Here is a 24623-nt window from a genome sequence, read left to right as displayed (position 1 = left end):
CAGTTGAATCTCACAATATGAATTACTTTAACCATCACCAGAAAAGCTTAAGCAATTAAGGTTATTTTTGATTTTCGATAACATCTAACGCATAAACAGTTTTAATATAATTTCGATACTGCGTTGAATAAGAGATTTCCAAACAACGCATAAGGTATGCTTTCTCTTTTGAATATTGATAGCTGCCTAACGCTTCTTTGAGCGCTTGATCAATATAATTTTGCACTTGTTTTGCCGCCTCATGGCTATGCTCACCGAGTTGAAAATATCCACCTCTCGCAATATTTGCTTCATTTGCATAAATCTCAGAATGAGATAGACAATACGCGATTCCATCATTATGCAAATACTCTTGTGCCCGTGATAAATCATCCGCATAAATGCTTGAACTCGACAAGATACTCAAAGCAATAGCAAATTTACTTCTCATTTTTTAAATCACGTTCTCAACGAAATAAAAAAAGCGCCTTTTGGCGCTTTAAATACATTAGGGTTGTTTTAGATATGGCCATGCCGCTCTTAAATAAATAAACATGGACCACAGTGTTAAAATTACAGCGGTATATAACAAACCATATGCAACTAATTCAAGTGGTTTCCAATTGAGTAAGAACACGGAAATAGCAATCATCTGAAAAGCTGTTTTATATTTGCCAACCGTAGATACAGCTACATTGGTACGTGCACCGAGCTCAGCCATCCACTCACGTAAAGCAGAAACCGTAATCTCGCGTGAAATAATCACAATCGCAGCAAAAGCCATCGAAATTGTAGGTTGCCATTGCACCAAAACAATCAATGCTGCCGCGACCATTAATTTATCCGCAACAGGATCTAAAAAACGTCCGAATGCAGAAGTCTGATTCAATGTTCTTGCCAAGTAACCATCAAACCAATCTGTGACAGCAGCAATCACAAAAATTGCAGTCAGAATGATATGACGCGTCATACCCCCTTCATGCCCACCCACACCAATCGCAGGAGGCCAATAGGCAATAATTAAAAAAACAGGTATTAACGCAATACGTGCTAGCGTCAAGATATTTGGTATATTCAGGATGCGACCTGTAGACATAGACACCGCCAGTTTGCCCCAATTACAGCTAAAATTTGCAATAAAAACTTGAGCTTTGATTCTTTAATCCGCTTACTTTAAACGATTCACTACCCGCTGTCGACTAGGCAAAAATCGCGACAGTCTGTCTACAAATTGCAACGAGACGGTCATTATGGTCCCAAATATGGGCATATTCAGTAGAATAACCATGCGCAGAATGATCTGTAAATACTTTATATTTAAACCAATCTCGTCGGTCAGCTTGAATAGGTTCTAACAGCGTCACATACCAAGAAATTGAACTTCCTGGTGCTGGTTTTTTTAATATAGGAAAAATTCCTGCAGGCCAAATATCTAACATTGCTATAAATTCAGGCATGCTCAGCGGACCTGCTTCAAATCTAGATTCTGCATATCGAAACCACCCACCAAAATCGGGCTTTTCAGCAGCCGTACAAGGGTATTTCCCTTCAGCCCAAATCAGATCATAGTTCTGATAGCATTGCGGCATAAGAGGATGATAAGGCAACTTAACTAAACTTTCAGGTGAATCATACTGTGGTGCTGTGCGAGTTTGATCCATATTCACAACTGATTCACGGTCTGAACCAAAACTTGCCAGCAGAATTCCCTGTACAGCATCATCCTGCCAAATCCGAGCCTCAATATTAGTCACAGATTTACCTTGCCTTAAAATTTCCACTGTCACTTTGACTGGCTTTTCCTGAACAGGACCCACAAATACCACACTGGTGCTCAATAATCTTTTTTGAGGGTCATGAATCATTTGTGTTGCTTTGTGTAGCATCATCGCCGTGGTTAAACCACCAAAAATGGTACGACCTTGCAACCAACCCTCAGGGATCCCCACCCATTCTTGTTGATCAATTTCTTGAAATACCTGTCCAAATGACATGTGCAACCCTTTTATTTTAAATTTCTTATCGCGCTAGCATGCTGAATTTTCAGATTGAGGTAAATGATCAATGACTCGCAGGTCAATGATCATTTTGGCAAATTGATATGCATGATTACTCATGCAAGATTTTGTACACAGTCCGAGCGAGATTTGCACCAAAACCTGGGACTAAATTCAGATCCTTTTCAGAGGCTTTTAATACCCCTTGAATCCCACCAAAATGTGTTAATAAATCACGGCGACGTTTTGGTCCTAGCCCTGGAATAGCTTCTAAAACTGACTGCCCACGACGTTTATCGCGCTTGGCACGATGTTTAGTAATGGCAAATCGATGCGCCTCATCACGAACCTGTTGAATTAAATGTAGCGCTTTATGGTCTTCAGGCAGTTGAATCTTTGTACCATCAGTGAAATGTAAGGTTTCCAAACCAGGCTTACGCCCTTCCCCTTTTGAAACCCCCACCATGAATGCATCCAATCCAAGATCTTGCATGACCTGCATTGCCATATGTAATTGCCCTTTACCACCATCGATGAGAAGCAAATCTGGCAGCATTGCTTTCTTATAGCGTCGTGTTAAAGCCTGACGCATGGCAGCATAATCATCACCGCCAGTGATATCTTCGATAGCAAACTGACGGTAATCGCGCTTGCGAGCCCCTCCACTATCAAAGACAACACAAGAAGCAATTGTTGCTTCGCCCATCGTATGGGATATATCAAAACATTCGATACGATCAATTGGACGTCCGACCACCTCTTCTAACTGATGAAAACGTTCATTCAATTCATAATGGTTAGCAAGTTGTCCTTTAATGGCATGCTGTACATTCATGATCGCAAGCTCGAGCCATTCTGCACGGGTTTCTCGAACTTTTGATTTAATCAGAATTTTTTTGCCAAAATTTTGTTGTAGTGCCTCTTCTATGTCTTTTTTGTCTGGCAGCTCCACGTTGACGATTAATTCTGTTGGAATCTCATCGGCAACTTGGAAATAAAAGTTCGCGATAAAATCTGCCAGCATTTGTCCCAAATCATCGCCCAACATATCTGGGAAATAACTTTTTCCACCCAACATCTTCCCATTACGCACATGCATAATCTGAACGCACGTTACCCCCGCTTGGTATGCGATCGCCAATATATCTGCTTCACCTTTGACTTTATAAATCGCTTGTTGCGTTTGTACATCACGCAATAATGCCATCCGATCACGATAAAAAACGGCTTTTTCAAATTCAAGAGCATCTGCTGCCGCTTCCATTTTGGCAATTAATTCTTGATTAAGCTCACGTGTATCCCCTTGTAAAAAACGAATTGAGTTATCGACATCATCTTTATAATCTTCAGGTGATATCATGCCCACACATGGAGCTGAGCAACGTTTAATTTGATACTGCAAACACGGTCTTTTACGTTGCGCAAAATAACTATTTTCACATTGGCGGACATTGAATAATTTTTGTAAGACCACCAATGTATCACGTGCATTAAAAGCACTTGGATAAGGTCCAAAAAATTTACCTGCTTGATGTTTCCCCTTACCACGACCTGCTGCAATACGTGGATAAGGCTTATCACTGGACACAAAAATATAGACGTAAGATTTATCATCTCGCAGCATGATGTTATACGGCGGTCGATGAAGCTTAATTAAGTTTTGTTCAAGAAGTAATGCTTCCGTTTCTGAGCGGACCACCATGGTTTCAATATCATGAATGCGGGCAACTAAAGCCTGTGTTTTGGGATGCTCAATAGTTTTAACAAAATAGCTAGAAACACGATTTTTTAAATTCTTGGCTTTTCCCACATACAACAACTCTCCATCTTTACCTAACATGCGATAGACACCAGGCAAAGTCGTAAGATTGGCTAAGATTTTTTCAATGTGTTCACGTGCGTTTTCGTTCACAAGCAGCCTTTAATGTAGAGTCAGTCATTCATGCAACAGCATGAGCTTATTGTGATGGTAACGCGCTCTATTTCAAGTGCATTTCGGTAGACGATTTTAAAACCTTGTTGATCCAACAGTTCAGGGCAATGATCGCAGATTTTATAATCAGCTGATTGTTAAAAAGTCTGAGTTGTTAAATTCAAGTTTGATATGCTTTTCAACTGATTCATTCATGGATGCGCCAACATGACTGCGACCGATCGTGCTTTTCACGCCATACAACCTGCACTCTCATCCCATAGTCCTTCAGAAAAAGATCGACTCATTGGAAAGTCTCGCTTTCATTTTGAACCAGCCAAAGTGATGCAGTTATTGCGTGATCGTATCATTGGGCAAAATCCAGCCTTAGATGAAATCGAAAAACTGCTTCACGTGGTCAAAGCTGACTTTTCAAGTCCTGAACGCCCCTTGTCCGTCACCTTAATGCTTGGACCAACAGGTGTTGGTAAAACAGAGACTGTTCGTTTGATTGCTGAAGCGATTTATGGTCGTCCTGATGCGTTTTGTCGTATCGATATGAATACACTGGCTCAAGAACATTATGCAGCCGCTTTAACAGGCGCTCCGCCCGGATATGTCGGTTCGAAAGAAGGTCACAGTTTATTCGATGAAACTGCGATTAATGGCTCTCATACCCGTCCTGGCATTATGCTGTTTGATGAACTTGAAAAAGCCTCTCCCGAAGTGATTCGTGGCTTAATGAATGTGTTGGATACAGGTCGTCTAACCCTTACTGCTGGAACAAAAACGATTGATTTTCGTAATTGTATGATCTTTATGACCAGTAATGCAGGAGCACGCGCAGCACAACAATATTTAGATAAATTAAATGTTTTACCGCAAAAACTTCAAAATCTATGTTTAAAACGCCTACCCACGAAAGCCATTATTGAAAAAATACTGCATCGCAGTTTTGATCCCGAATTTCTGAATCGAATTGATCGTATCCTTCATTATCAACCTGTTCAAGATGATGCACTCCCTAAATTGGTTGATATTGAACTGGAAAAACTCAACATTCGTTTGCAACATCAAAAACGTCAGGTTCATTTATCAGACCTTGCCAAAGCATATTTCTATCAGGGTCATGATATCCGCTTTGGGGCACGTCATTTAGCACGTAAAATAAGAACTGAACTAGAACCCATTATTGCGATCTACTTTCTAAAGCATCCAGATCAACTTCATCTCCAGCTGGATTGCAAAGACGGTCAGCTCACGATCATCAATTAATAAAAAAAGCCCATTATGGGCTTTTTTTAAACAAATCATCTTAAACCAGGAATCGTGACAAAGGATTCTGCTGCCGTTTTATTATAATACGTACACCCTTTTTCAATATTTGCCATTAATAACTGATAACGCTGTCTATTTTCTGCAACATCATCGTTCATTAGCAATTTTTCATAGAGCTTATATTCATCATCAGTCGTACGCTTCAAAGTTTGATGATATTCAGCAGGATATAGTTTGCTTTCAAATTCAATGGCTGTTGAATCATCTAAACTAATCTTCATACTGGTGTCAAAAATACTGCTAAAATTCATACCCATCCAACGATCTTTAGCAAGTTGAAATTTAACTATTGGATTTTTTTCATTTAAAAGATCAAGATACAGCAAGTTATCTTCATAAAATTGGTTAAAACTCTCTTCCAATGGTTCACTCGTGTTTGGATAGAGTTGTAAATAATCTACTCGGTTTTGTTCTGCTTTCTTTCTATAACAATAGCTACCTGAAGAAAAATTTTTAAGACCATCTTTGGCGATAAACAATCTCACATTAGGGCTCAAATCATTTCGATCAATGTTGCGATAACCTGGTAAAACTGTATCAAAAACATTTTTACCCGATAGGTTTACACGCTCCATTTCGATATCCGTTTGTATGTCACCAATGATATTCATCGTCCAATGACTAGGACTATTCACACTGAGCGTATTTTGGGCTTGATCATAGGTTTGATAGATACGATTTCGCGTCACAATCACACTATTCAACGGTTTAAAACTATCCGTATAAGTAAATTGTCCATTTTGAAATTCAATATAATTTAAGCCGAATCGATCATTGGAATTATAGTAAATTGAATAGAGTTGATCACCGTTTCGAAATTGTGTACTCGGTGATGATTCATACGAATCTCCCGACCCACCGCCGCCACAGGCACTTAAAAAAAACGGTAAAACACTTAGAGCCAATATTGTTTTTTTGAGATTCATTTGAATTTTCTTTTGTATATTTTACACACAAAAGCATAGCTTTTATTGAACAACTTCTCAATTTTAATTTACATAATTTTAAGTAAAATTAAAAAATGCGCCCTGAGGCGCATTTTGATCTGAATGCTCTTAAAACACATAAGGTCGAATAAAAATCAGGAAGAATATCCCTAACATCAAGAACCATTTTAAAAAGTAATATAACTGACGGTTCTTCGCTTTCAGTGCTTTTGCTTTCACACGCAAGCGATAAATATAACCAAATGCTTTGTTCAGACCACCCGTTTGATCCCCTGCTTCATTCGGTGAACTTGCCGCAGTCATTACATTTTTACCAAACCAATGATTAAACCGTTCCATCCAACGTGTCTTTAAAGGGCGCTCTACATCAGCAAAGAAAATAATACGATTTTGATCCGTCGTGTTTTCTGCATAATGAATGTAGGTTTCATCAAACACAACGCTTTCACCATCTCTCCATGAATACCGCTGACCATCTACATCAATAAAGCAACGATCATCATTTGGCGTCAACAACCCTAAATGATAGCGTAAAGATCCCGCATAAGGATCACGATGACGAACCAAGCGACTATCAGGAGCAAGCTCAGTAAACATCGCCGCTTTAATGGTTGGCAATGTTTTAAGCAATGCTGTCGTTTTAGGGCACAGTTCTGCTGCTGAAGGATGTGCAGAGTCATACCATTTTAAATAAAAACGCTTCCAACCAGTTTTAAAAAATGAGTTAAAGCCTAGGTCATCATATTTTTCAGAGGCTTTGATCCCACCCTGCTCATATAAAGCTTTGGCTTCATCACGAATCATTTCCCAATTTTCATCTAACACTTTTAAATCTTTAAAATGCTGTGTGTCGATATAAGGCTGGTTTGGCACCTTAGAGAACATATACATCAAAAAATTAATAGGTGCCAAAATGGTCGAATGATCAAAGAATTGACGATACAACGAATGTCGTACTTTTCCACGACGTTGAATATACAGTGCCGATATGATGAATATCGCGAGAATAATCCACTTGATCATTGATTGACTCGGTTTATCTTTGGTTAGCGGGTTAAATGAGGAGATGCTGCACCTAAATTGAAAATGAATTGTTCCAATTTAGATGTATAGATAATCACGTAAATTGTATAACGACTACCCCAAACAACGAAACATTGTGTTCTACAAATAGACTTTTGATGGCTTTATATTTCAGTTTATTGACTTTTATGACGAAATTTAAAGTGCAAAATAACTTGAAATTACCTACCTACCCCAGATATAAGTTGAAGTGTTTTTAAATAAAATGCCAATTGAAACAATCGCTTTATTGTAAGAAGAACAAACTCTACATTCGCATCTGCTGTTTTATAACGCATGCTGGTGCAATAAATAGATGACCATTGCGTCACGGCTTGATACAACTTGTTATGTTCTTTTTCGATATAGTTATCGTAAGATTAGCGAAGCTTTAATGTGCGCAGGAAATACGCACTTGCTTCACAACATCAACTTAGAAGTCCTCCAAAAAAAAGGAGATCAGGGCATGATCCACGCTGGCAATGCCATTACCGTCCAAATGCTTTCGGACGGAATTGCAGAATTCCGCTTTGACTTACAAGGTGAGTCGGTTAATAAATTCAACCGCGCAACAATTGACGACTTTAAAGCTGCAATTGCTGCTGTTCAATCAAACGCTGAGATCAAAGGTCTTATCGTTACATCTGGTAAATCTACATTTATCGTTGGTGCAGACATCACTGAGTTTGGTGAAAACTTTGCGCAAGGCGAACAAGTCATTGTAGATTGGGCGATGCCTGTTCATGAAATTTTCAATTCATTCGAAGATTTAAATATTCCTAAAGTTGCTGCAATCAATGGTATGGCATTGGGCGGCGGTTTCGAAATGTGCTTGGTGTGTGACTATCGCGTGATGTCAGAATCAGCACAAGTTGGTCTTCCAGAAATTAAACTTGGGATCATTCCTGGTTTCGGTGGTACTGTTCGTCTAAGCCGTGTTATCGGTATCGATAACGCTGTTGAATGGATGGCAATGGCGAACCCGAAAAAAGCACCTGCTGCACTTAAAGATGGTGCGGTCGATGCGGTGGTTGCTGCTGATAAATTACAAGATGCTGCGATCTCTATCGTTAAACAAGCAATCGAAGGTCGTTTAGACTGGAAAGCGAAGCGTCAAGAAAAATTAGATCCAATTAAGTTGAATCCATTAGAACAAATGATGGCTTTCAACTCGTCTAAAGGTGTGGTGCTTGCGAAAGCTAATCCTGCACAATACCCTGCGCCAAAATTATTGCTTGATTCTATGCAAGCAGGTTCAAGCTTAGATCGTGCTGGTGCACTTCGCCAAGAAGCTGAACACTTTGCAAAAGCAGCGGTAACGCCACAAGCAGGCGCGTTGATTGGTCTATTCATCAACGACCAAGTTGTGAAGAAAACTTCGAAAAAATATGAACAAGGCGCTCACCCTGTAAATCAAGCTGCAGTACTTGGTGCAGGTATCATGGGTGGTGGTATTGCTTATCAAGCGGCAAGCAAAGGCACACCAATTATCATGAAAGATATTGGTAACCCACAACTTGCTTTAGGAATGAAAGAAGCAAACGGTCTTCTGACTAAACAAGTTGAACGTAAGAAAATCAAGCCTGCTCAAATGGGTGAAACGCTTGCACGTATCCGTCCGACATTAAGCTATGATGAGTTTAAAGAAGTCGATATCGTGATCGAAGCGGTAACAGAAAATCCGAAAGTGAAAGGCATCGTACTCAAAGAAACTGAGTCTAAAGTACGTGAAAACACGATCATTGCATCAAACACTTCTACGATCTCAATCACGCGTTTGGCTGAAAACCTAGAGCGTCCTGAGAACTTTGTAGGGATGCACTTCTTTAACCCAGTGCATATGATGCCTTTGGTTGAAGTGATTCGTGGTGAAAAAACTTCACCTGAAGCGATTGCAACGACTGTCGTCCTCGCTCAAAAAATGGGTAAAACTCCGATCGTTGTAAACGACTGTCCGGGCTTCCTTGTAAACCGCGTATTGTTCCCTTACTTTGGTGCCTTTGACCTTCTTCTTAAAGACGGCGCTGACTTCCAACAAGTCGACAAAGTGATGGAAAAATTTGGCTGGCCAATGGGTCCTGCATACTTAATGGACGTTGTCGGTATTGATACTGGCGTTCACGGTGCAGAAGTGATGGCTGAAGGTTTCCCTGACCGTATGAAGCCTGATTTCAAAGGTTCAATCCAAACAATGTATGAAGCACAACGTCTCGGTCAAAAGAACGATGTTGGTTTCTACAAATATGAATTGGACAAGAAAGGCAAGAAAGCAAAAACTGTTGATCCAACAGCGTATGACGTAATTGCTTCTGTCGTGACTGGTGAAAAACGTGAATTTGATTCTCAAGAGATCATTGACCGTATGATGATTGCTTTCTGTAACGAAACTGTTCGTTGCTTAGAAGACAACATCGTTGCAACACCAAACGAAGCAGATATGGCAATGATAATGGGTGTAGGCTTCCCTCCATTCCGTGGTGGTCCATGCCGTTACATCGATCAAACTGGTGTAGCTGAGTATGTTGCGCTTTGCGACAAGTATGCGCATTTAGGTAAGGCTTATGAAGCGCCACAAATGTTGCGTGACATGGCTGCTAACAACAAAAAATTCTACGGTTAAGGAGCAACGTGAATGGCTACTTTAAATCCACGTGACGTTGTCATCGTTGATGGCGTACGTTCAGCAATGGGTAAAACCAAAAATGGTATGTTCCGCAATGTACGTGCCGATAACTTATCTGCTGAATTAGTTCGTGCATTGGTTGCTCGTAACCAGTTTGATGTGAACGAAGTTGAAGATGTGATCTGGGGTTGTGTGAACCAAACTCTAGAGCAAGGCATGAACATCGGTCGTAACATCGTGTTATTGGCAGACTTACCAAAAACTGTTGCAGGTCAAACTGTTAACCGTCTTTGCGGTTCTTCAATGCAAGCAATTCATACCGCAGCTGCTCAAATTGCGACAAACCAAGGTGATATCTTCATCATCGGTGGTGTTGAGCACATGGGCCACGTTGGCATGATGCATGGTATCGACTTGAACCCACAAGCATCTAAACATTATGCAAAAGCATCTAACATGATGGGCTTAACTGCTGAAATGTTAGGTCGTATGAATGGCATTAGCCGTGAAGAGCAAGACGCTTTTGGTGTTGAATCTCACCGTCGTGCTTGGGCTGCTACTCAAGAAGGTCGTTTCAAAAACGAAATCATTGGTGTTGAAGGTCATGATGCAAATGGCTTCAAAATCCTTTGTGATGTAGACGAAGTGATTCGTCCAGATGCGAACCTTGAAGCATTTAAAGCGTTGCGTCCTGTGTTTGACCCTAAAGGCGGTACAGTGACTGCTGCTACATCATCAGCGTTGTCTGACGGTGCATCTGCAATGTTATTGATGTCTGCTGAGCGTGCGCAAGCACTCGGTCTTAAGCCACGTGCTGTAATTCGATCTATGGCAGTTGCAGGTTGTGATGCTGCGATCATGGGTTATGGACCAGTTCCAGCAACTCAAAAAGCGCTGAAACGTGCTGGCTTGAGCATTGGTGACATTCAGACTGTTGAGTTAAACGAAGCATTTGCTGCTCAAGGTCTTTCAGTATTGAAAGGTCTAGGTTTACATGACAAACAAGACATCGTGAACTTAAACGGTGGTGCGATTGCGCTTGGTCACCCATTGGGTTGTTCTGGTGCGCGTATCACAACGACGTTGTTAAACGTGATGGAACAACAAGATACACAAATCGGTCTTGCGACGATGTGTATCGGTCTTGGTCAAGGTATCGCAACTGTGATCGAACGTGTTTAAGTTTTAAATACGTGACCAACAGAAACCCCGCTTAATGCGGGGTTTTTTCTCTAAAAAAAAATCTTGTTAAAAAATTTATAAATATGAAGAAAAAAAAGACATATTTCTATCCAGTATTTTATATCGTTCTCAGTCTTATAATTTTCTATTTTGGATGGAAGTTAGAAAATCAATATGAATTGCCTTTCTTTAATCCTCTATTAGTTTCTAGTATTGCTTATGGACTGGCTATTACTTTTTTAACTCCCATTTTTCTTGTTGTTATCAATCAGTTTTATGTCCGAGAAATTGAGGAGAATCGCAAAAAATTCCGTTATAAAAAAATTAATAAATTCATGAATTATTTTATATTTATACTTCTTACAGGGTTTGTGTTATTTTTTGTTTAGAGGTTATTTTCCCCGCAATTTATCACGCTTACAAACTTCGCTCTGATCAAAATAAATGAAGTCATTGGCAAGCCAGTTATCAAAGAATTTCTATTTAACGGTACGGTACAAGCTAATCCAACTCATCAACAAAAAATTAATATTGGCTCACACAAACATTCTATTTATGTTATTGATACTGTTACTCACAAGATAAATTTTACGCTATCTGATAATAAGAGAGAATACTCATTAAAGCAGTATTGCTTAACTCAAAATTTGAACCTTAATATTCAGAAATATAAAATTCAAATTGAAGGTTATAATTCTTTTTTGGGCTTTAGTGCACAACAAAATCAACACTTGAGCAACCATGTATCTGCTCAACAAAATATCAATTTAGATCTTAACACTTTAAATTCATGTGAATTAATCTACTATAATTTACCTAGGCTTTAAGATAATTTGCAAATTATCAAACGTGTTTAAGTTTAGATACGTGACTAGAAGAAATCCCGCTGTTTGCGGGATTTTTATACTTTAGAAATCAAATTTTATTTTAGATTACTCCGCCATCCATCACCCAACAACTGATTTAAACGTTGCTCATCAAAGGTCATTGGAATCGCGCCTCCACCCTGCTGGATATGAGTCAATGCTTTGTCCCGATCAATCCCTAAAGGCTCCAACATTCTAAAAATGCCTGAACTCGGATCATTCGACTGTAAACCTGCTGCAACAGACAAAACATACTGCTGCTGTAAAGGTGATAGATGACTCATATCAGGCACTGGAGTTTTCGGTTGAATATTCAGTGCAGGTGAACTTTGCTCTAAAGCAGCATTTTGAATATTCTGCTCTTTTTTGATCACTTGATGTTGCAAAGATTGACGCACCTTTTGATCCTCTTGAAAAGGTGTAACAGTCGTCACAACTTCATCACGTAAGTCATCGTCCGCCATCAATTGAATTGAAGGCAGGCTTGCAACATCTTCAGCATGAGACAAACTCATCAGCAAGGCTGAGATCACACCGAACATCAAACATAATTTAGAATTAGTCATAAGTAAGACTCTGACATGCATCGTTCAAATTGAGCATCAAGAAACAAGAATAACTAAACAAATAGAGCCATTCTTTAATTAAACTACACCAATTTATTTACTTATTCATCAGCACTCAGATAAATGTTTCAAGTTTTTTTTAAAAGTTTTGCTAAGCAACTGAATTTCAAGACTCGGTCTGATTTTACAAATATGGACTTCAAAGCTTAACTTCAATTCATTATAAAAATAGAAAACTCATACATATCCATCAGCCATGAAAACTAAAATAAAAAACAGCCTACTCGTTATATTTTTATGTCTCACATCACTTTGGGCAATCTTATTCATTTGGACACATCAGCCTGTTAATGCCATTTTCACTTATGCACTGATCTTGTTTTGGGTTGGACTTGCCATCATTACAGGGATATTCCATTTCAAGCAACACAGCTATAAGCCCTATTTCACATGGGCGTATTTGATTATTTTTTTGATTGCCATGATTAGCTTTTTTTCCTTAGAGCCGCGCAATGATCGCGTTTGGCAGGATGAAACCGACAAAATTATTCAATTCCAATTCAAAGATGGCAAAGTGGAATTACAGAATGTCAGAAATTTTATTTGGCACAGTGATAAAGACTACGTGACGCGATGGGAAACACGACAATACGATTTAGAAAAGTTAGATCGTATAGATTTAGTGGTATCTCATTTTATGCAAGGTCCTATTGCGCATGTTTTTATTACATTTGGTTTTGATGGTGGCGAACATCTCGCATTTTCTTTAGAGGTTCGTCAGGAAAAGGATGAAGGTTTCTCCACCATTGGCGGGTTTTTTCGGCAGTATGAATTGGCACTGGTCGTAGGTGATGAAAATGATTTGATTTATACTCGCTCAAATATTCGCGAAGAAGATGTCTATATTTATCCAATTAAAATGAATCAAACCGAAATTCAGATGTTGTTTTTAGAATTCCTGAACAAAGCCAATCGGCTAAATCATACCCCAGTTTGGTATAACACCTATATCAGTAATTGTACGACCATCTTGTTTGATTTATTAGAACATGCAGTAGGACAAATTCCACGAGATTATCGCGTGACCTTACCAGGTTTAATTCCAAACTATTTATATGACAAAAAAGTACTCGATAATGGTATCACATTAGATCAATGGAAAGAAAAAGCACACATTAATCCTAAAATTGAGCATGTTCATGATGTACATTTACTTTCAAGTAAAGCCTTTTCTGCCTTACTCCGTGAGTAAAGCATGCGTCCATTTTTTATAACCACGCTGAAAGAAACAACCAAGAAAGTTTGTTTATTGCGTTTCTTCCTGAACAGCAGGCTCTGAACTTGGACTTTGATTCACTGTTTGTGCTTCAATCACTTCGGCATTTTGATTTTTTAACTGATCAATTTCACGTTGTAATTGATTTAATTCGCGATATAACTCGTTAAAGCGATTCACACTGAGATCACTTTTAAATAGGATCATTTCGTTACGGCGTTGCCAGTCATGATTCTTCAAAAACTCAAACATTTCTTCAGCTTTTTTTGTGATCTTAAGTTCTAAAGCAAACAAAGCTTGATCATTATTATGCTGTCGGCTGAATTTTAACTTTTCTTTCATTGGCTCACGCAAGTCTGATTTCATGTCCAAAGCATCAAGCGCTTGTAAAGCTGTCGCATAAATTTGTTGGTCACGCATTTGATATTCAGATTGAATTTTCTTCACTTGGACAAACATCTTTTCGGTGTTTTGATATTTATTCTTTTTATCTAATTCTAGGCGACGAACGTTCAGAAACTCATCCCACTTGGCTTGATCTAACTCACGTAAATACATATTTCGTGATTCAATATTGTCTACCCAATACTTCAAAATAAATTCAGAAAGTACCTTATAGTCACCATCCAAACGCTCATCTTCAACTTTAAAATTCAGAGGGGTTTTCCAATCCTTCGCTTGAACATAAAGCTGCTCAATTTTTTCCGTCATCACCAAATCAAATTGTTGACGTTGCACTTCATCATTTTTTTCATTTTGCGCGTAGGCACAATAACCAAATAATAAGGTCACCATGACGATAACCACCGCTAAAATTCCGCGCATCTCAAACTCCTATCCTTTTTTTTGTTTGAGTAATGAATCACTTGCGAACAATGACAAGCACATGATGTGTATTGTATAGCATATTTTTTAAGCAGAAATAGGAATGAATTTAGTGGATATTGCTGTGATTTTGTCGATTTATTCGTGATTCTGTGATCAAGTTTCAATAATTTATTACGCAAAATTCATATTTTCGACAGAAATATATCGGATTGAAACTCTGCGTTTCAGATTTAGACCTTTAATTTTGTTGTCATTGCCCACACTATAGATTCATAAATGATGATTAGAGATTTTTTATGCGTGTAGATGTGTGGTCAGATGTAGTATGCCCTTTTTGCTATATCGGAAAAAAACGTTTAGAAGCAGCAGCTGCTGCAACTGGTGTTGAACTTGAAGTCCATTGGCACAGTTTCCAGTTAGATCCTGATTCACCGCCACGTCAAGAAGTCTCAAATAGCGAACGTTTGGCATTGAAATATGGGCGTACTGTCGCTGAAGTTGAAGAAATGCAACGCAATATTGCGGAAATGGCAAAAGCAGAAGGCATCGAGTTCAATTGGGAAAATGCCAACTCAGGAAATACATTCAACGCCCATCGAATTATTCATCATGCACAAAGCTTAGGATTGGGTTCGGAAGCAAAAGAAGCCTTTTTTTATAGCTATATGACCCAAGGTTTAGCCATTGGCGAGCGTGAAACTCTCGAAGATGTTGCTTCGCGCATTGGTTTAAATCCAGTTGAAGTGGATGATATTTTGGATTCTGATCAATATGCCGATTTTGTCCAATTTGATGAAGAACTTGCACGTGATCAATTAAAAGTGACTGGCGTACCATTTTTTGTATTCGATCAGCGTGTGGCTTTGGCTGGTGCTCAACCGACTCAAGTCTTCCAAGATGTGATCAACAAAGTATTAACGACTGCCAATGAACAAACAGATCAACCCACTGTTGAAGATGCAGAAACTTGTACTGATGAACATTGTGACGTGCCACCAAGCAAATCATAAAACATCTTCGAGAACCTAAATACTGGCTTAAGGTTGCATGACTTAAGCCATATTTAGACTGTTATAAAAATAGAATTCAGCGTTGCATAAACAAGCCTATTCAAGTGAATCGGAACTGAATATACTTCATGTATAGATTCACTGCATGACTCTATACATGGTAAATTTTTATAGACCTCTTTCCCCAAGGAGGTCTTTTTTTATCTATAAAACAATCATTTAATAAAATTATTTCAGTTTCAAGTCTTCTCATTATCTGTTCCAATTTTAAATCACTTTAAATTCATTGTTGTTTATTGTGAATTTTGTTGAACAATTCATTAGAATAGATCAAACATTGATTTTTAATAATATCACGATGCTTAAGCCCATTTTTAATTTTATAAATAAATTCAGCGGCTTAACAATGAAAATGACTTAGAGCGAATATGAAAAGAATCATGCAGCAGTTCAAACCGTCAACCTTAAGTCTTGTCTTAAGTTGTAGCTTTTTAAGTACTTTCGTGTATAGCCAAGATCAGATAGATCACTTGACTGATCCTTATCAAACAGATGAAATCAGTGTCAGTAGCGAATTCCCTACTTTAGACTATCCTTTAGAATTTCAACAAAAAGATTGGCCAACATCGGATGAAAATAGCTTAGGTTGGATTAACTACGTTCCTCGCATGGTAGATTCAACCCCCACACTATTCCCTGAACAATCCAATAAAAGAATATACGCCCCGACCCAAGCGACTGAAGATTTATCATGGATTGACCGACGTCAAAAATCGATTCGCCACTGGGCAGACCGAACCGCTCAGCGAATCGATGGTTGGTTTGGTGAAGGTTATGAAGATGAAACCGCCAAAGCAACGCTACGTGTAATCTTTGATAATAAATGGAATAAGTATGATGATTACGAATTCAAGCCACGTATACGCGGTAAAATCGACTTACCAACCTTAGAGCGTAAATTAAGTTTAGTCTTTGGTGATGATTCACTGGATAATGAAATTGACAACAATATTGCCATTACCAATGAAAATCCCGCTGCTGATCCCGACAAAAATGTCGACACTAAGCGAATCCGTGAAGATAACAGTTCGATCGCCTTACGTTGGTCACAACTGTCTGATAAGTTACCTTTCGATTTAGATGCTGATTTAGGTATTCGATCTGGAGATGACATTTATGCCCGCTTGAAGGCAAAAAAAGATTGGACTCTCGGGAATGATTTTTCCTTTCATGCTGAACAAATCTATCGTTATGGTATAGATAGTGAAAATTATCTAAGAACCAATTTGGAACTCACCCACGCACGTCCAAATGAAGCGTTTATTTCAAATCAGCTTTATCTAACTTATGCAGATGAGCAGGATGATGATTGGACTTGGGATAATCGTACCTATCGCCAACATCAGTTTTTCCATGATAACCGCTTTAACTACGGTATGTATGTGGGTGGTTATTACAACAACGATGATTTACGTATGAACAGTTGGGGACCTTTTGTTTCGTGGCGCCAACCCTTATTCCGCGAATGGTTCTTTGTTCAAGGTGATCTTAACTATTTTAATGACAAGCGTGAAGATCGATCACACTATCCTCGTGCTTTAGTTCGTCTTGAAGCTAGATTTTAGCGCTCGATAATAGTCATAAATCAAGCCCATCATTGATGGGCTTTTTTGGATCTTAGATTCTCAAATGACAGGCTTTTGAATCACGATACGATCATTACGTATAATACGTGTTTTTTTAGGCGCCACTTCAGCTTCAGTTTTAGGTAAAACATAACCGACACGATCTGTGCGTGCGATACGTTTACTATCCACAAAAGGATTAATATCAAACTGTGGAATTTGATGCTTCACCACGGTTACACGATCATTTCGAACAATTTTTTTCACATCTTGTTCTGCATAAGAGACATTGGTTAAGCTCAGACAAAACATGCTAAATGCGAGCATCATTGAAGTTTTCATAGAATATTCCCAATATTTAATGATCGCTATTATAGATTAATTATTGTTTTTTAATATGTTTTACAAATCGAAACTTGGACGTATTTTTTTATCATCAACATCGAAAAAATTTATCTAGTTTAACCCAAAGCTTAAATAGCTCATTTTGCATCCTACGACGGCGCTGCATTAAAAAAGCCTATCCGAAGATAGGCTTTCGATCACAATTTAAAATATGCGCTTATTTCAATAATAAGCTGTTAATGCGTTTTAAATATGCAGCTGGATCTTCTGGTAAACCACCTTCCGCAATCATCGCTTGATCAAAAATCACATTTGCAAGATCGTCAAATTGTGCTGAACCATCCAACTTTTTCACCAATGGATGCTCAGGGTTAATCTCTAAAATTGGCTTGCTTTCTGGGACTGCTTGACCTGCTTGTTTTAACATGCGAATCAACTGTGGAGACAATTCGCCTTCACCAGTTACTAGACACGCTGGAGAATCAACCAAACGAGTGGTTACACGTACTTCTTTGGTTTTGTCTTTTAATGACTCAGACAGCTTTTCAACCACAGGTTTAAACTGCTCAGCCGCCGCTTCTAATGCTTTTTTCTCTTCAGCATCCTGTAAATCACCTAAGTCTACAGCACCTTTTGCGACATTCTGCATTGGTGTCCCGTCAAACTCATGAACAAATTCCATTGCCCATTCATCTACACGTTCAGTCATTAGCAGAACATCGATGCCTTTTTTCTTGAATAACTCAAGTTGTGGCGAGTTTTTAGCAGCGGCTAAGCTTTCCGCCGTTACATAATAAATCGCCTTTTGACCTTCTTTCATTGCTGCTTTGTAGTCAGCCAATGAAGTAGTGACCTCATCATTGTTTGAAGTTGCAAAGCGTAGAAGCTTCAAAATTCGGTCACGATTGGTGAAATCTTCACCCAAACCTTCTTTTAAGACAGACCCAAACTCAGCATAAAACTTCTTAAATTTCTCTTGATCTGCTTCATCTTCAGATTTAGCTAAAGTATCTAAAGTTGTTAAGATTCGACGTGTGTTGCCTTCACGGATGGTTTTAACATCTCGACTTTCTTGAAGTAATTCACGACTCACATTCAACGGTAAGTCTGCGCTATCCACAACACCTTGTACGAAACGTAAATAGTTCGGGATGAGATTATCTGCATCATCCATGATGAAGACACGTTTCACATAGAGCTTGATACCTGCTTTCGCTTCCCGTGAGAAAATGTTGTGCGGTGCTTTACTTGGTATATACAGTAATTGCGTATATTCAGTGCTCCCTTCTACGCGGTTATGCGCCCAAGTAATCGGTGCTTCAAAGTCGTGACTTAAGTTTTTATAAAACTCAATATACTGTTCTTCAGTAATGTCATTCTTACTACGTGTCCACAATGCGCTGGCAGAATTGATCGCCTCCCATTCACCCGTTTTGACATACTGGCCTGGTTTCGCTTCTTCGCCCTCAGCTGCTTCTTCTTGTTGCCATACCTCTTTTTCCATTTGAATTGGTAAACTGATATGGTCTGAATATTTATTGATAATTTGCTTTACTTTATAACTTTGCAAATAATCTAATGCGTCTTCGCGCAAGTGTAGAATAATATCTGTACCGCGACCTTCTTTTGTAATTTGCTCAACTTCAAATTCGCCTGTACCACCACTGATCCAACGTACACCTTCTGAAGCTTCAGCCCCTGCACGACGTGATTCAACTGTGATTTTATCAGCGACAATAAAGCCAGAATAAAAACCGACACCAAACTGACCAATTAACTGTGCATCTGACTTTTGATCACCGGTTAATTTAGACATAAAGTCTTTAGTACCAGATTTAGCAATCGTACCCAAATTATCAATAGCTTCTTGTTGGCTTAAACCAATACCGTTGTCTGAAATGGTGATGGTTTTATTATCTTTATCCAATTGTACGCGTACACGTAAATCTGGATCATTTTCATAGTATTCAGGATGATTAATCCCTTCAAAACGTAATTTATCACATGCGTCTGAAGCGTTTGAAATTAGCTCACGAAGGAAAATTTCTGGATTTGAATAAAGTGAATGCGTCACTAAATGTAAAAGCTGAGCAACTTCCGCTTGGAAACTATGTTTTTGTGTATTCTGCTCGCTCATAAACTACTCCTTAAACACATCAAAACAATTTTTTTGAATGCTTAATGAATGGTGTAGCTTCTAATTTTTTCAATGGTCAAAATTAAATTTTTTTAAAAAGGACCTTGTTTGTAAATTCGATCAAGATGTATTTCTAGTTTTTGCTGACGCATTTGATAGACATGATTTAAGCATTGCAAATTTGCTTGGCATTGATCACGTAATTCCAGCCATTTGACTTGTTCATTCTGAATGATTGATCGCATTCCCATCGGTACTAAACGACGTAGAATTTGATAAGTCGTAGCCATTTTAACATCTGCATCATTCAAGATACGATGTTCACAAATAGCTTTCTCAGTTTCGGACTGCGCCTTTTTGCAATCAAAACTCGCTGCAAATACTGGAACACTTCCACATGCAGCCAGTACAATGATGAGTTTTATGAATTGGTTCTTCATGCATACTACTCGGTTATGAGCTTTCTAGATTATTGAAAAAAATTGTTTTTTTATATGGTATTTTCTACCTGTTATAGTACAACACATAAAAAAAGCCCTATTGAATAATAGGGCTAGGCGCAACTTTATTTTTAGAATTTGTAGCTGTAACCAATGCTATAGATGACTGGATCTATATCTAGCTTGAACTTTGTTGTTCCATCTACATTCACTTCAGGGTTCAAATCTGCATAACGTACGTCAGCGAATACACCCCAGTTTTTTGCATCAGCTGGTTGGAAATTGAAACCTAACTGCGCTGCATAACCAAAATCTTCTTTTACACTTTGAACGCCTTGCTCATCCCAAGCAATAAATGCTGTTGCACCAAGACCAACATAAGGTGTAAATCCCGAGTTATTTTTAAAATGATATTTCGCAGTCAGTGTTGGTGGTAAATGTTTAATCGTCACTGCATCAGCGCCATTAATCAAAACATCATGGCGAACTGGTGTGGCTAATAATAATTCAGCAGAAATTTGATCATTAAAGAAATATTCCACCGAAGGGGTAAAAGCAAATTCATCATCGGCTTCCACTTTAGCTCCTCCTAGAGAGGCCACAGCGGTATCTTGCGTTGGAGAAATTGCAGATGCACCTAACTTAAGTTGCCATTCTCCTGCCAGTGCATTTGCAGACATTCCAAGCAAAACAATCAGTGCAATTTTATTTAACATTATTATAACCTCTGGAAGATTGATCTAAATAAACCACTATTTAAATATAATAAACATGTCAAAAATTAATATGCAACTCTTAAAATTTAAATAAAATACATTGTATTTATAAACAATTGATTACAATGATAATTTATTTTAAATCATACTAATTTAGTCAATTATAAAATCATCAATTATTTTAAATAAATTATTAATCATATTATTTTACTCGGGATTTTTTTATTTAAACCCACTACTTTAATCTGATTTAAAATAAAAAAGGCGATTATATTAATCGCCTTTTATTCAATCATTTTTTAAATATAGTTATAGCACCATTGCCGCGATCCAACCAAAAATCATCAATGGAATATTGAAATGAATAAATGTCGGAATCACACTGTCTTTCATATGATCATGTTGACCATCCATATTCAAGCCTGATGTTGGTCCTAAAGTCGAGTCTGAAGCTGGAGAGCCTGCATCACCTAGAGCTGCAGCAGTACCTATGAGCGCAATTGTTGCTGCTGGACTAAAACCAAACTGAATACATAATGGGACATAAATGATTGCAAGAATTGGCACTGTGGAGAATGATGATCCTATACCTAGTGTAATTAACAATCCGATGAGTAACATCCAGAATGCTGCCCAACCTTGACTATCACCAATCCATGCGACTGAAGCCTCAACTAGCGTTGGAACCTGACCAGTAGCGCCGATCACGGCTGCAAAACCTTGTGCTGCGATCATAATAAAACCCACGAGTGCCATCATACGCATACCAGTAATGATGACATCGTCAGCTTCTTTCCACTTGAAAATACCTGCACAGCTTAGGATCGCCACGCCGACTAAACCAGCTAAAATCATCGAATCAGAATACAATTGCACTGCAAGCGTTGCTAAAACAGCACCCCCCGCCATATAAATCGTAAATTTAGAAACCTCCGGTCTCGCAGAACCTTCTTGAACACCCATTTCACCCGAAATGCTTTGTGGTTGTTCTTCGAGATGAATGTCACGATATTCTCGTGGTTTACGATAGCTATAAAACACTGCGATTAATAAACCTACGAACATCCCAAACACAGGAATCGCCATCGCAGAAGGGATTTGATCATAATCAATTTGGAAGCCAAGTGGTTCACCAAAAGTATTGATGTTTTGACCTAAAATATCATTTAGGAAAATTGCACCAAAACCGACTGGGATCAACATATAAGTTGCACATAAACCAAATGTGAGTAGACATGCAACCAATCGTCGATCAAGCTTTAAATGGTTGAATACCATCAATAATGGTGGAATCAATACAGGAATAAAAGCAATATGCACGGGAATTACGTTTTGAGAACAAACAGCCGCTATTGCAACCGTTGCAAAGATGGCATATTTGACACGATTTTGTATTTTAAGATTAGCCTCACCTTTAAGTGAATTAATCATTTTATATGCTAGAAGATCTGGCAAACCTGAACGAGCCAAAGTTAAGGCAAATGCACCAAGTACACCATAAGCTAAAGCAATCTGGGCACCCTTGCCCAAACCACCATTAAACGCTTCCATAGTGCCTTGTAAACCAAGACCAGCCAATAGGCCTCCTGTTACAGCACCAATGATCAGTGCAAATACCACAGGCACACGAGCCAAAGAGAGGCCAAACATGACCCCAATGGCAGCAAGAATTGCAAACATAAGAAATAGGAATCAGACAAAAAAACTATTTTATCAGAATTTGTTTGTAATAAATCTGCTCATCAGGGGTTGAAACCTTCACTCGTCAGATTCTATTCGCCTTGCGCATTTTTTTTTGCAAATTGTTTAATATACGATGCGATCTCTTGTGCACGACTTAAAACTGCCCAGTGATTCGCATCTACCTCAACACGTTCAAAACCTGTCGCCCATTTTGGAATTTCATCAATCAACTCAGGACTTACATATTTATCACGTTTTAAGACCACCGCTTGAACGGGACAAATCGCATGACGTTGACGAGGCATCGTTAGACGTGGAATAAAGTTCGCGCGATACAGTGCCACACCATACTCACCATCCTTAGAGATATTTTGGTTTACAGGTAAGCCTTTTGTATCTTCAAGAATTTCAAATATTTTGCCCCAGCGATCTGGATTGAGAAAATTCCACATCGTCGGTGCAACTACGGGTAGCTGAAATAGTACGATGTACCAAGACTTAATCAATTGCTTAAAGAACTTTGGTTTTTGATGTTTGAATTGTTCACGCATCCAATAAGCAGCATGGTCCAAGCATGGTCCAGATATAGTGGTATATGAAAGAATACGACCTTTAAATTTAGATTCTGTTACGGATTCCCATGTTTGAATTGAGCCCCAATCGTGTGCTGCCACATGAAAGTTTCGATTTGGCAACAGATGATTTACCACACTCTCCAAATCCAAAGACAGTTGAGCTAATGCATAAGCGCGAATCTTTTTCGGTACGCTCGATTGACCAGCGCCACGCACATCATAAGTTACAACAAAATAATCTTCGATTAAATTCGAAATGATTGGTTCCCATACTTCTTGATTGTCTGGATAACCATGCACAAGCACCAATGCCGGCTTATTCCGATCTCCCCATGTTTTAGCATAGAGTTTTTGTTGATCTGTGGTGTTAATCCAATGCGATTCAAATTGCATAATATGCTCAACCTTTTTTGTTATTGATTGACCGTTTTCTTGGTCTACGATGATTTTCGATCAATGCCAGAATATTTTTTGTACTTTAGTATGCTAACTAATGAAATAAAAATAATTGACCTAAATGAGTATTTTGAAAAAGCTAACGACAATTCCGTTAATCTCCAAGTATATGTTTAATAGCTTTGCACCCTTTCAAGGCGCAGGCATTACTATCGATAAAATCGACTTAAAAAATCATCATATTCGTGTAAAAATGCCACTTACACGAAAAAATAAAAATATTGTGGGTGTCCACTTTGGCGGTAGCCTTTATTCTATGGTTGACCCATTCTATATGACATTACTCATGTATCACTTAGGTGATAAATATATTGTTTGGGATAAGGCTGCAAGCATCGATTTTTTAACTCCTGGTCGTAGCACTGTTTATGCAGATATCCGCATTGATTCCAGTGAAATACAACTCATCAAAGAGCTCGCTAGCAATCATGCTCCTGTTTACCGTAACTATACTGTGAATATTATGGATGAATCAGGCTTACGGATCGCAGAAGTTCACAAAACTGTGTATATCCGTCGCAAGAAGGCAAAAGCCACACGTTTCCGTTAATAAAAAAAGCGCTCTATGAGCGCTTTTTTTATTACTTTAGCAAATTAACGATTATTTTGTTCTATCGCTTTTGCTCTATCGCTGCTCCTGCACCGCCGCCAATTGCACCACCAATTGCAGCGCCAGAGTTACCACCAAAAATACTTTTACCGACTGCAGACCCGATTGCACCGCCTACACCACTATAAGTGGCATTACGATCTGAGCCCCCTTGAGCTTTACTACCTACAGCGGCACCTGCACCACCACCAAGCGTTGCACCAACACCACCACCAACATTATTACCAACACCACCACCAAGTGCACCGCCTGCAGCAGCTGCACCAATACGCTGTTGATTCGGCGTCATGCTTTCACAACCTGCAAGTAGCATTGTAGATACGGTTGCCATCGCCATGACAGCTGTTAACTTTTTCATCTTGATGTCCCTCTTTGTCTATTTATATAAGCATATCGCGATCTAGAGAATAAAATTTTCAATTTCTGTTACAAGACAACGCGAAAATGATG

22 protein-coding genes are annotated in these 24623 nt (G+C 38.7%); 7 read left to right on the top strand and 15 right to left on the bottom strand.

Translation table 11 applies throughout. The features are described 5' to 3' along the window. Positions 1-61: 61 nt before the first annotated feature. The 4 genes from AC1M9F_RS08055 to uvrC form a co-directional block, all read right to left on the bottom strand. Positions 62-430 carry a hypothetical protein gene (locus tag AC1M9F_RS08055; protein WP_481594804.1) on the bottom strand — a complete coding sequence of 123 codons (369 nt, stop codon included), beginning with the start codon at positions 428-430 and terminating at the stop codon, positions 62-64. A gap of 57 nt (positions 431-487) precedes the next feature. Next, complete coding sequence (gene pgsA, locus AC1M9F_RS08050) at positions 488-1075, bottom strand: CDP-diacylglycerol--glycerol-3-phosphate 3-phosphatidyltransferase (RefSeq protein WP_035265993.1); 588 nt, start codon at positions 1073-1075, stop codon at positions 488-490. Positions 1076-1178: 103 nt separating this feature from the next. Further along, the gene (locus tag AC1M9F_RS08045; protein WP_035265992.1) at positions 1179-1973 is read right to left on the bottom strand and encodes an acyl-CoA thioesterase; all 795 of its coding nucleotides are present in this window, start codon (positions 1971-1973) and stop codon (positions 1179-1181) included. Between the two features lie 115 nt (positions 1974-2088). Beyond that, positions 2089-3888, bottom strand: a complete 1800-nt coding sequence (uvrC, locus tag AC1M9F_RS08040; protein ID WP_481597504.1) for an excinuclease ABC subunit UvrC — start codon at positions 3886-3888, stop codon at positions 2089-2091. A 228-nt stretch (positions 3889-4116) separates the two neighbouring features. On the opposite strand from uvrC, the gene AC1M9F_RS08035 reads away from it, so the two are divergent. Next, positions 4117-5163, top strand: a complete 1047-nt coding sequence (locus tag AC1M9F_RS08035; RefSeq protein ID WP_481597503.1) for an AAA family ATPase — start codon at positions 4117-4119, stop codon at positions 5161-5163. A 35-nt stretch (positions 5164-5198) separates the two neighbouring features. Here AC1M9F_RS08035 and AC1M9F_RS08030 read toward each other — a convergent pair whose 3' ends face one another. Together AC1M9F_RS08030 and lpxO are read right to left on the bottom strand one after the other, a co-directional pair. Then, complete coding sequence (locus AC1M9F_RS08030; RefSeq protein ID WP_179998808.1) at positions 5199-6152, bottom strand: hypothetical protein; 954 nt, start codon at positions 6150-6152, stop codon at positions 5199-5201. A 129-nt stretch (positions 6153-6281) separates the two neighbouring features. Continuing rightward, a complete protein-coding gene (lpxO, locus tag AC1M9F_RS08025) occupies positions 6282-7196 on the bottom strand; it encodes a lipid A hydroxylase LpxO (protein ID WP_481597502.1) in 915 nt (304 codons plus the stop codon). A 505-nt stretch (positions 7197-7701) separates the two neighbouring features. On the opposite strand from lpxO, the gene fadB reads away from it, so the two are divergent. Together fadB and fadA are read left to right on the top strand one after the other, a co-directional pair. Next, the gene (gene fadB / locus AC1M9F_RS08020; protein ID WP_092766638.1) at positions 7702-9855 is read left to right on the top strand and encodes a fatty acid oxidation complex subunit alpha FadB; all 2154 of its coding nucleotides are present in this window, start codon (positions 7702-7704) and stop codon (positions 9853-9855) included. A gap of 12 nt (positions 9856-9867) precedes the next feature. Then, positions 9868-11040 carry an acetyl-CoA C-acyltransferase FadA gene (gene fadA / locus AC1M9F_RS08015; RefSeq protein ID WP_035265978.1) on the top strand — a complete coding sequence of 391 codons (1173 nt, stop codon included), beginning with the start codon at positions 9868-9870 and terminating at the stop codon, positions 11038-11040. 922 nt (positions 11041-11962) lie between these two features. On the opposite strand, the gene AC1M9F_RS08010 is transcribed toward fadA, so the two are convergent. Then, positions 11963-12472 carry a hypothetical protein gene (locus tag AC1M9F_RS08010; protein ID WP_481597501.1) on the bottom strand — a complete coding sequence of 170 codons (510 nt, stop codon included), beginning with the start codon at positions 12470-12472 and terminating at the stop codon, positions 11963-11965. A 256-nt stretch (positions 12473-12728) separates the two neighbouring features. Between AC1M9F_RS08010 and AC1M9F_RS08005 the strand changes: the two genes are divergently transcribed. Next, the gene (locus AC1M9F_RS08005; protein WP_481597500.1) at positions 12729-13724 is read left to right on the top strand and encodes an Lnb N-terminal periplasmic domain-containing protein; all 996 of its coding nucleotides are present in this window, start codon (positions 12729-12731) and stop codon (positions 13722-13724) included. A 54-nt stretch (positions 13725-13778) separates the two neighbouring features. Here AC1M9F_RS08005 and AC1M9F_RS08000 read toward each other — a convergent pair whose 3' ends face one another. Next, the gene (locus tag AC1M9F_RS08000) at positions 13779-14573 is read right to left on the bottom strand and encodes a hypothetical protein (RefSeq protein ID WP_481597499.1); all 795 of its coding nucleotides are present in this window, start codon (positions 14571-14573) and stop codon (positions 13779-13781) included. Between the two features lie 299 nt (positions 14574-14872). On the opposite strand from AC1M9F_RS08000, the gene AC1M9F_RS07995 reads away from it, so the two are divergent. Further along, positions 14873-15586: a DsbA family oxidoreductase gene (locus AC1M9F_RS07995; RefSeq protein WP_481597498.1), complete on the top strand. Its 714-nt coding sequence runs from the start codon at positions 14873-14875 to the stop codon at positions 15584-15586. Between the two features lie 428 nt (positions 15587-16014). Further along, the gene (locus tag AC1M9F_RS07990; RefSeq protein WP_481597497.1) at positions 16015-17211 is read left to right on the top strand and encodes a hypothetical protein; all 1197 of its coding nucleotides are present in this window, start codon (positions 16015-16017) and stop codon (positions 17209-17211) included. Between the two features lie 60 nt (positions 17212-17271). On the opposite strand, the gene AC1M9F_RS07985 is transcribed toward AC1M9F_RS07990, so the two are convergent. The 6 genes from AC1M9F_RS07985 to AC1M9F_RS07960 form a co-directional block, all read right to left on the bottom strand. Continuing rightward, positions 17272-17553 carry a hypothetical protein gene (locus tag AC1M9F_RS07985; protein ID WP_481597496.1) on the bottom strand — a complete coding sequence of 94 codons (282 nt, stop codon included), beginning with the start codon at positions 17551-17553 and terminating at the stop codon, positions 17272-17274. 220 nt (positions 17554-17773) lie between these two features. Beyond that, on the bottom strand, positions 17774-19693 hold the full coding sequence (htpG, locus tag AC1M9F_RS07980; RefSeq protein WP_180028982.1) for a molecular chaperone HtpG: 1920 nt from the start codon (positions 19691-19693) through the stop codon (positions 17774-17776). A 92-nt stretch (positions 19694-19785) separates the two neighbouring features. Beyond that, positions 19786-20133, bottom strand: a complete 348-nt coding sequence (locus tag AC1M9F_RS07975; protein WP_481597495.1) for a lysozyme inhibitor LprI family protein — start codon at positions 20131-20133, stop codon at positions 19786-19788. 131 nt (positions 20134-20264) lie between these two features. Then, positions 20265-20849, bottom strand: a complete 585-nt coding sequence (locus AC1M9F_RS07970; protein WP_481597494.1) for an OmpW/AlkL family protein — start codon at positions 20847-20849, stop codon at positions 20265-20267. 309 nt (positions 20850-21158) lie between these two features. Further along, complete coding sequence (locus tag AC1M9F_RS07965; protein WP_481597493.1) at positions 21159-22529, bottom strand: Na+/H+ antiporter family protein; 1371 nt, start codon at positions 22527-22529, stop codon at positions 21159-21161. Between the two features lie 92 nt (positions 22530-22621). Continuing rightward, positions 22622-23500, bottom strand: coding sequence for an alpha/beta fold hydrolase (locus AC1M9F_RS07960; protein ID WP_481587408.1), 879 nt, complete (start codon positions 23498-23500; stop codon positions 22622-22624). 124 nt (positions 23501-23624) lie between these two features. Here AC1M9F_RS07960 and AC1M9F_RS07955 point away from each other — a divergent pair, with 124 nt between their 5' ends. Next, entirely contained in the window at positions 23625-24113 is a 489-nt protein-coding gene (locus AC1M9F_RS07955) for a DUF4442 domain-containing protein (RefSeq protein WP_035265952.1), read from the top strand. Positions 24114-24174: 61 nt separating this feature from the next. Here the strand turns inward: AC1M9F_RS07955 and AC1M9F_RS07950 are convergent, their stop codons facing one another. Beyond that, positions 24175-24531, bottom strand: a complete 357-nt coding sequence (locus tag AC1M9F_RS07950) for a hypothetical protein (RefSeq protein WP_035265949.1) — start codon at positions 24529-24531, stop codon at positions 24175-24177. Between the last annotated feature and the right edge of the window lie 92 nt (positions 24532-24623).

Source organism: Acinetobacter sp. ANC_7504 (genome assembly GCF_056779995.1).
Note: the sequence above shows the minus strand (reverse complement) of the source record. Positions and strands in the feature narration are given on the sequence as shown.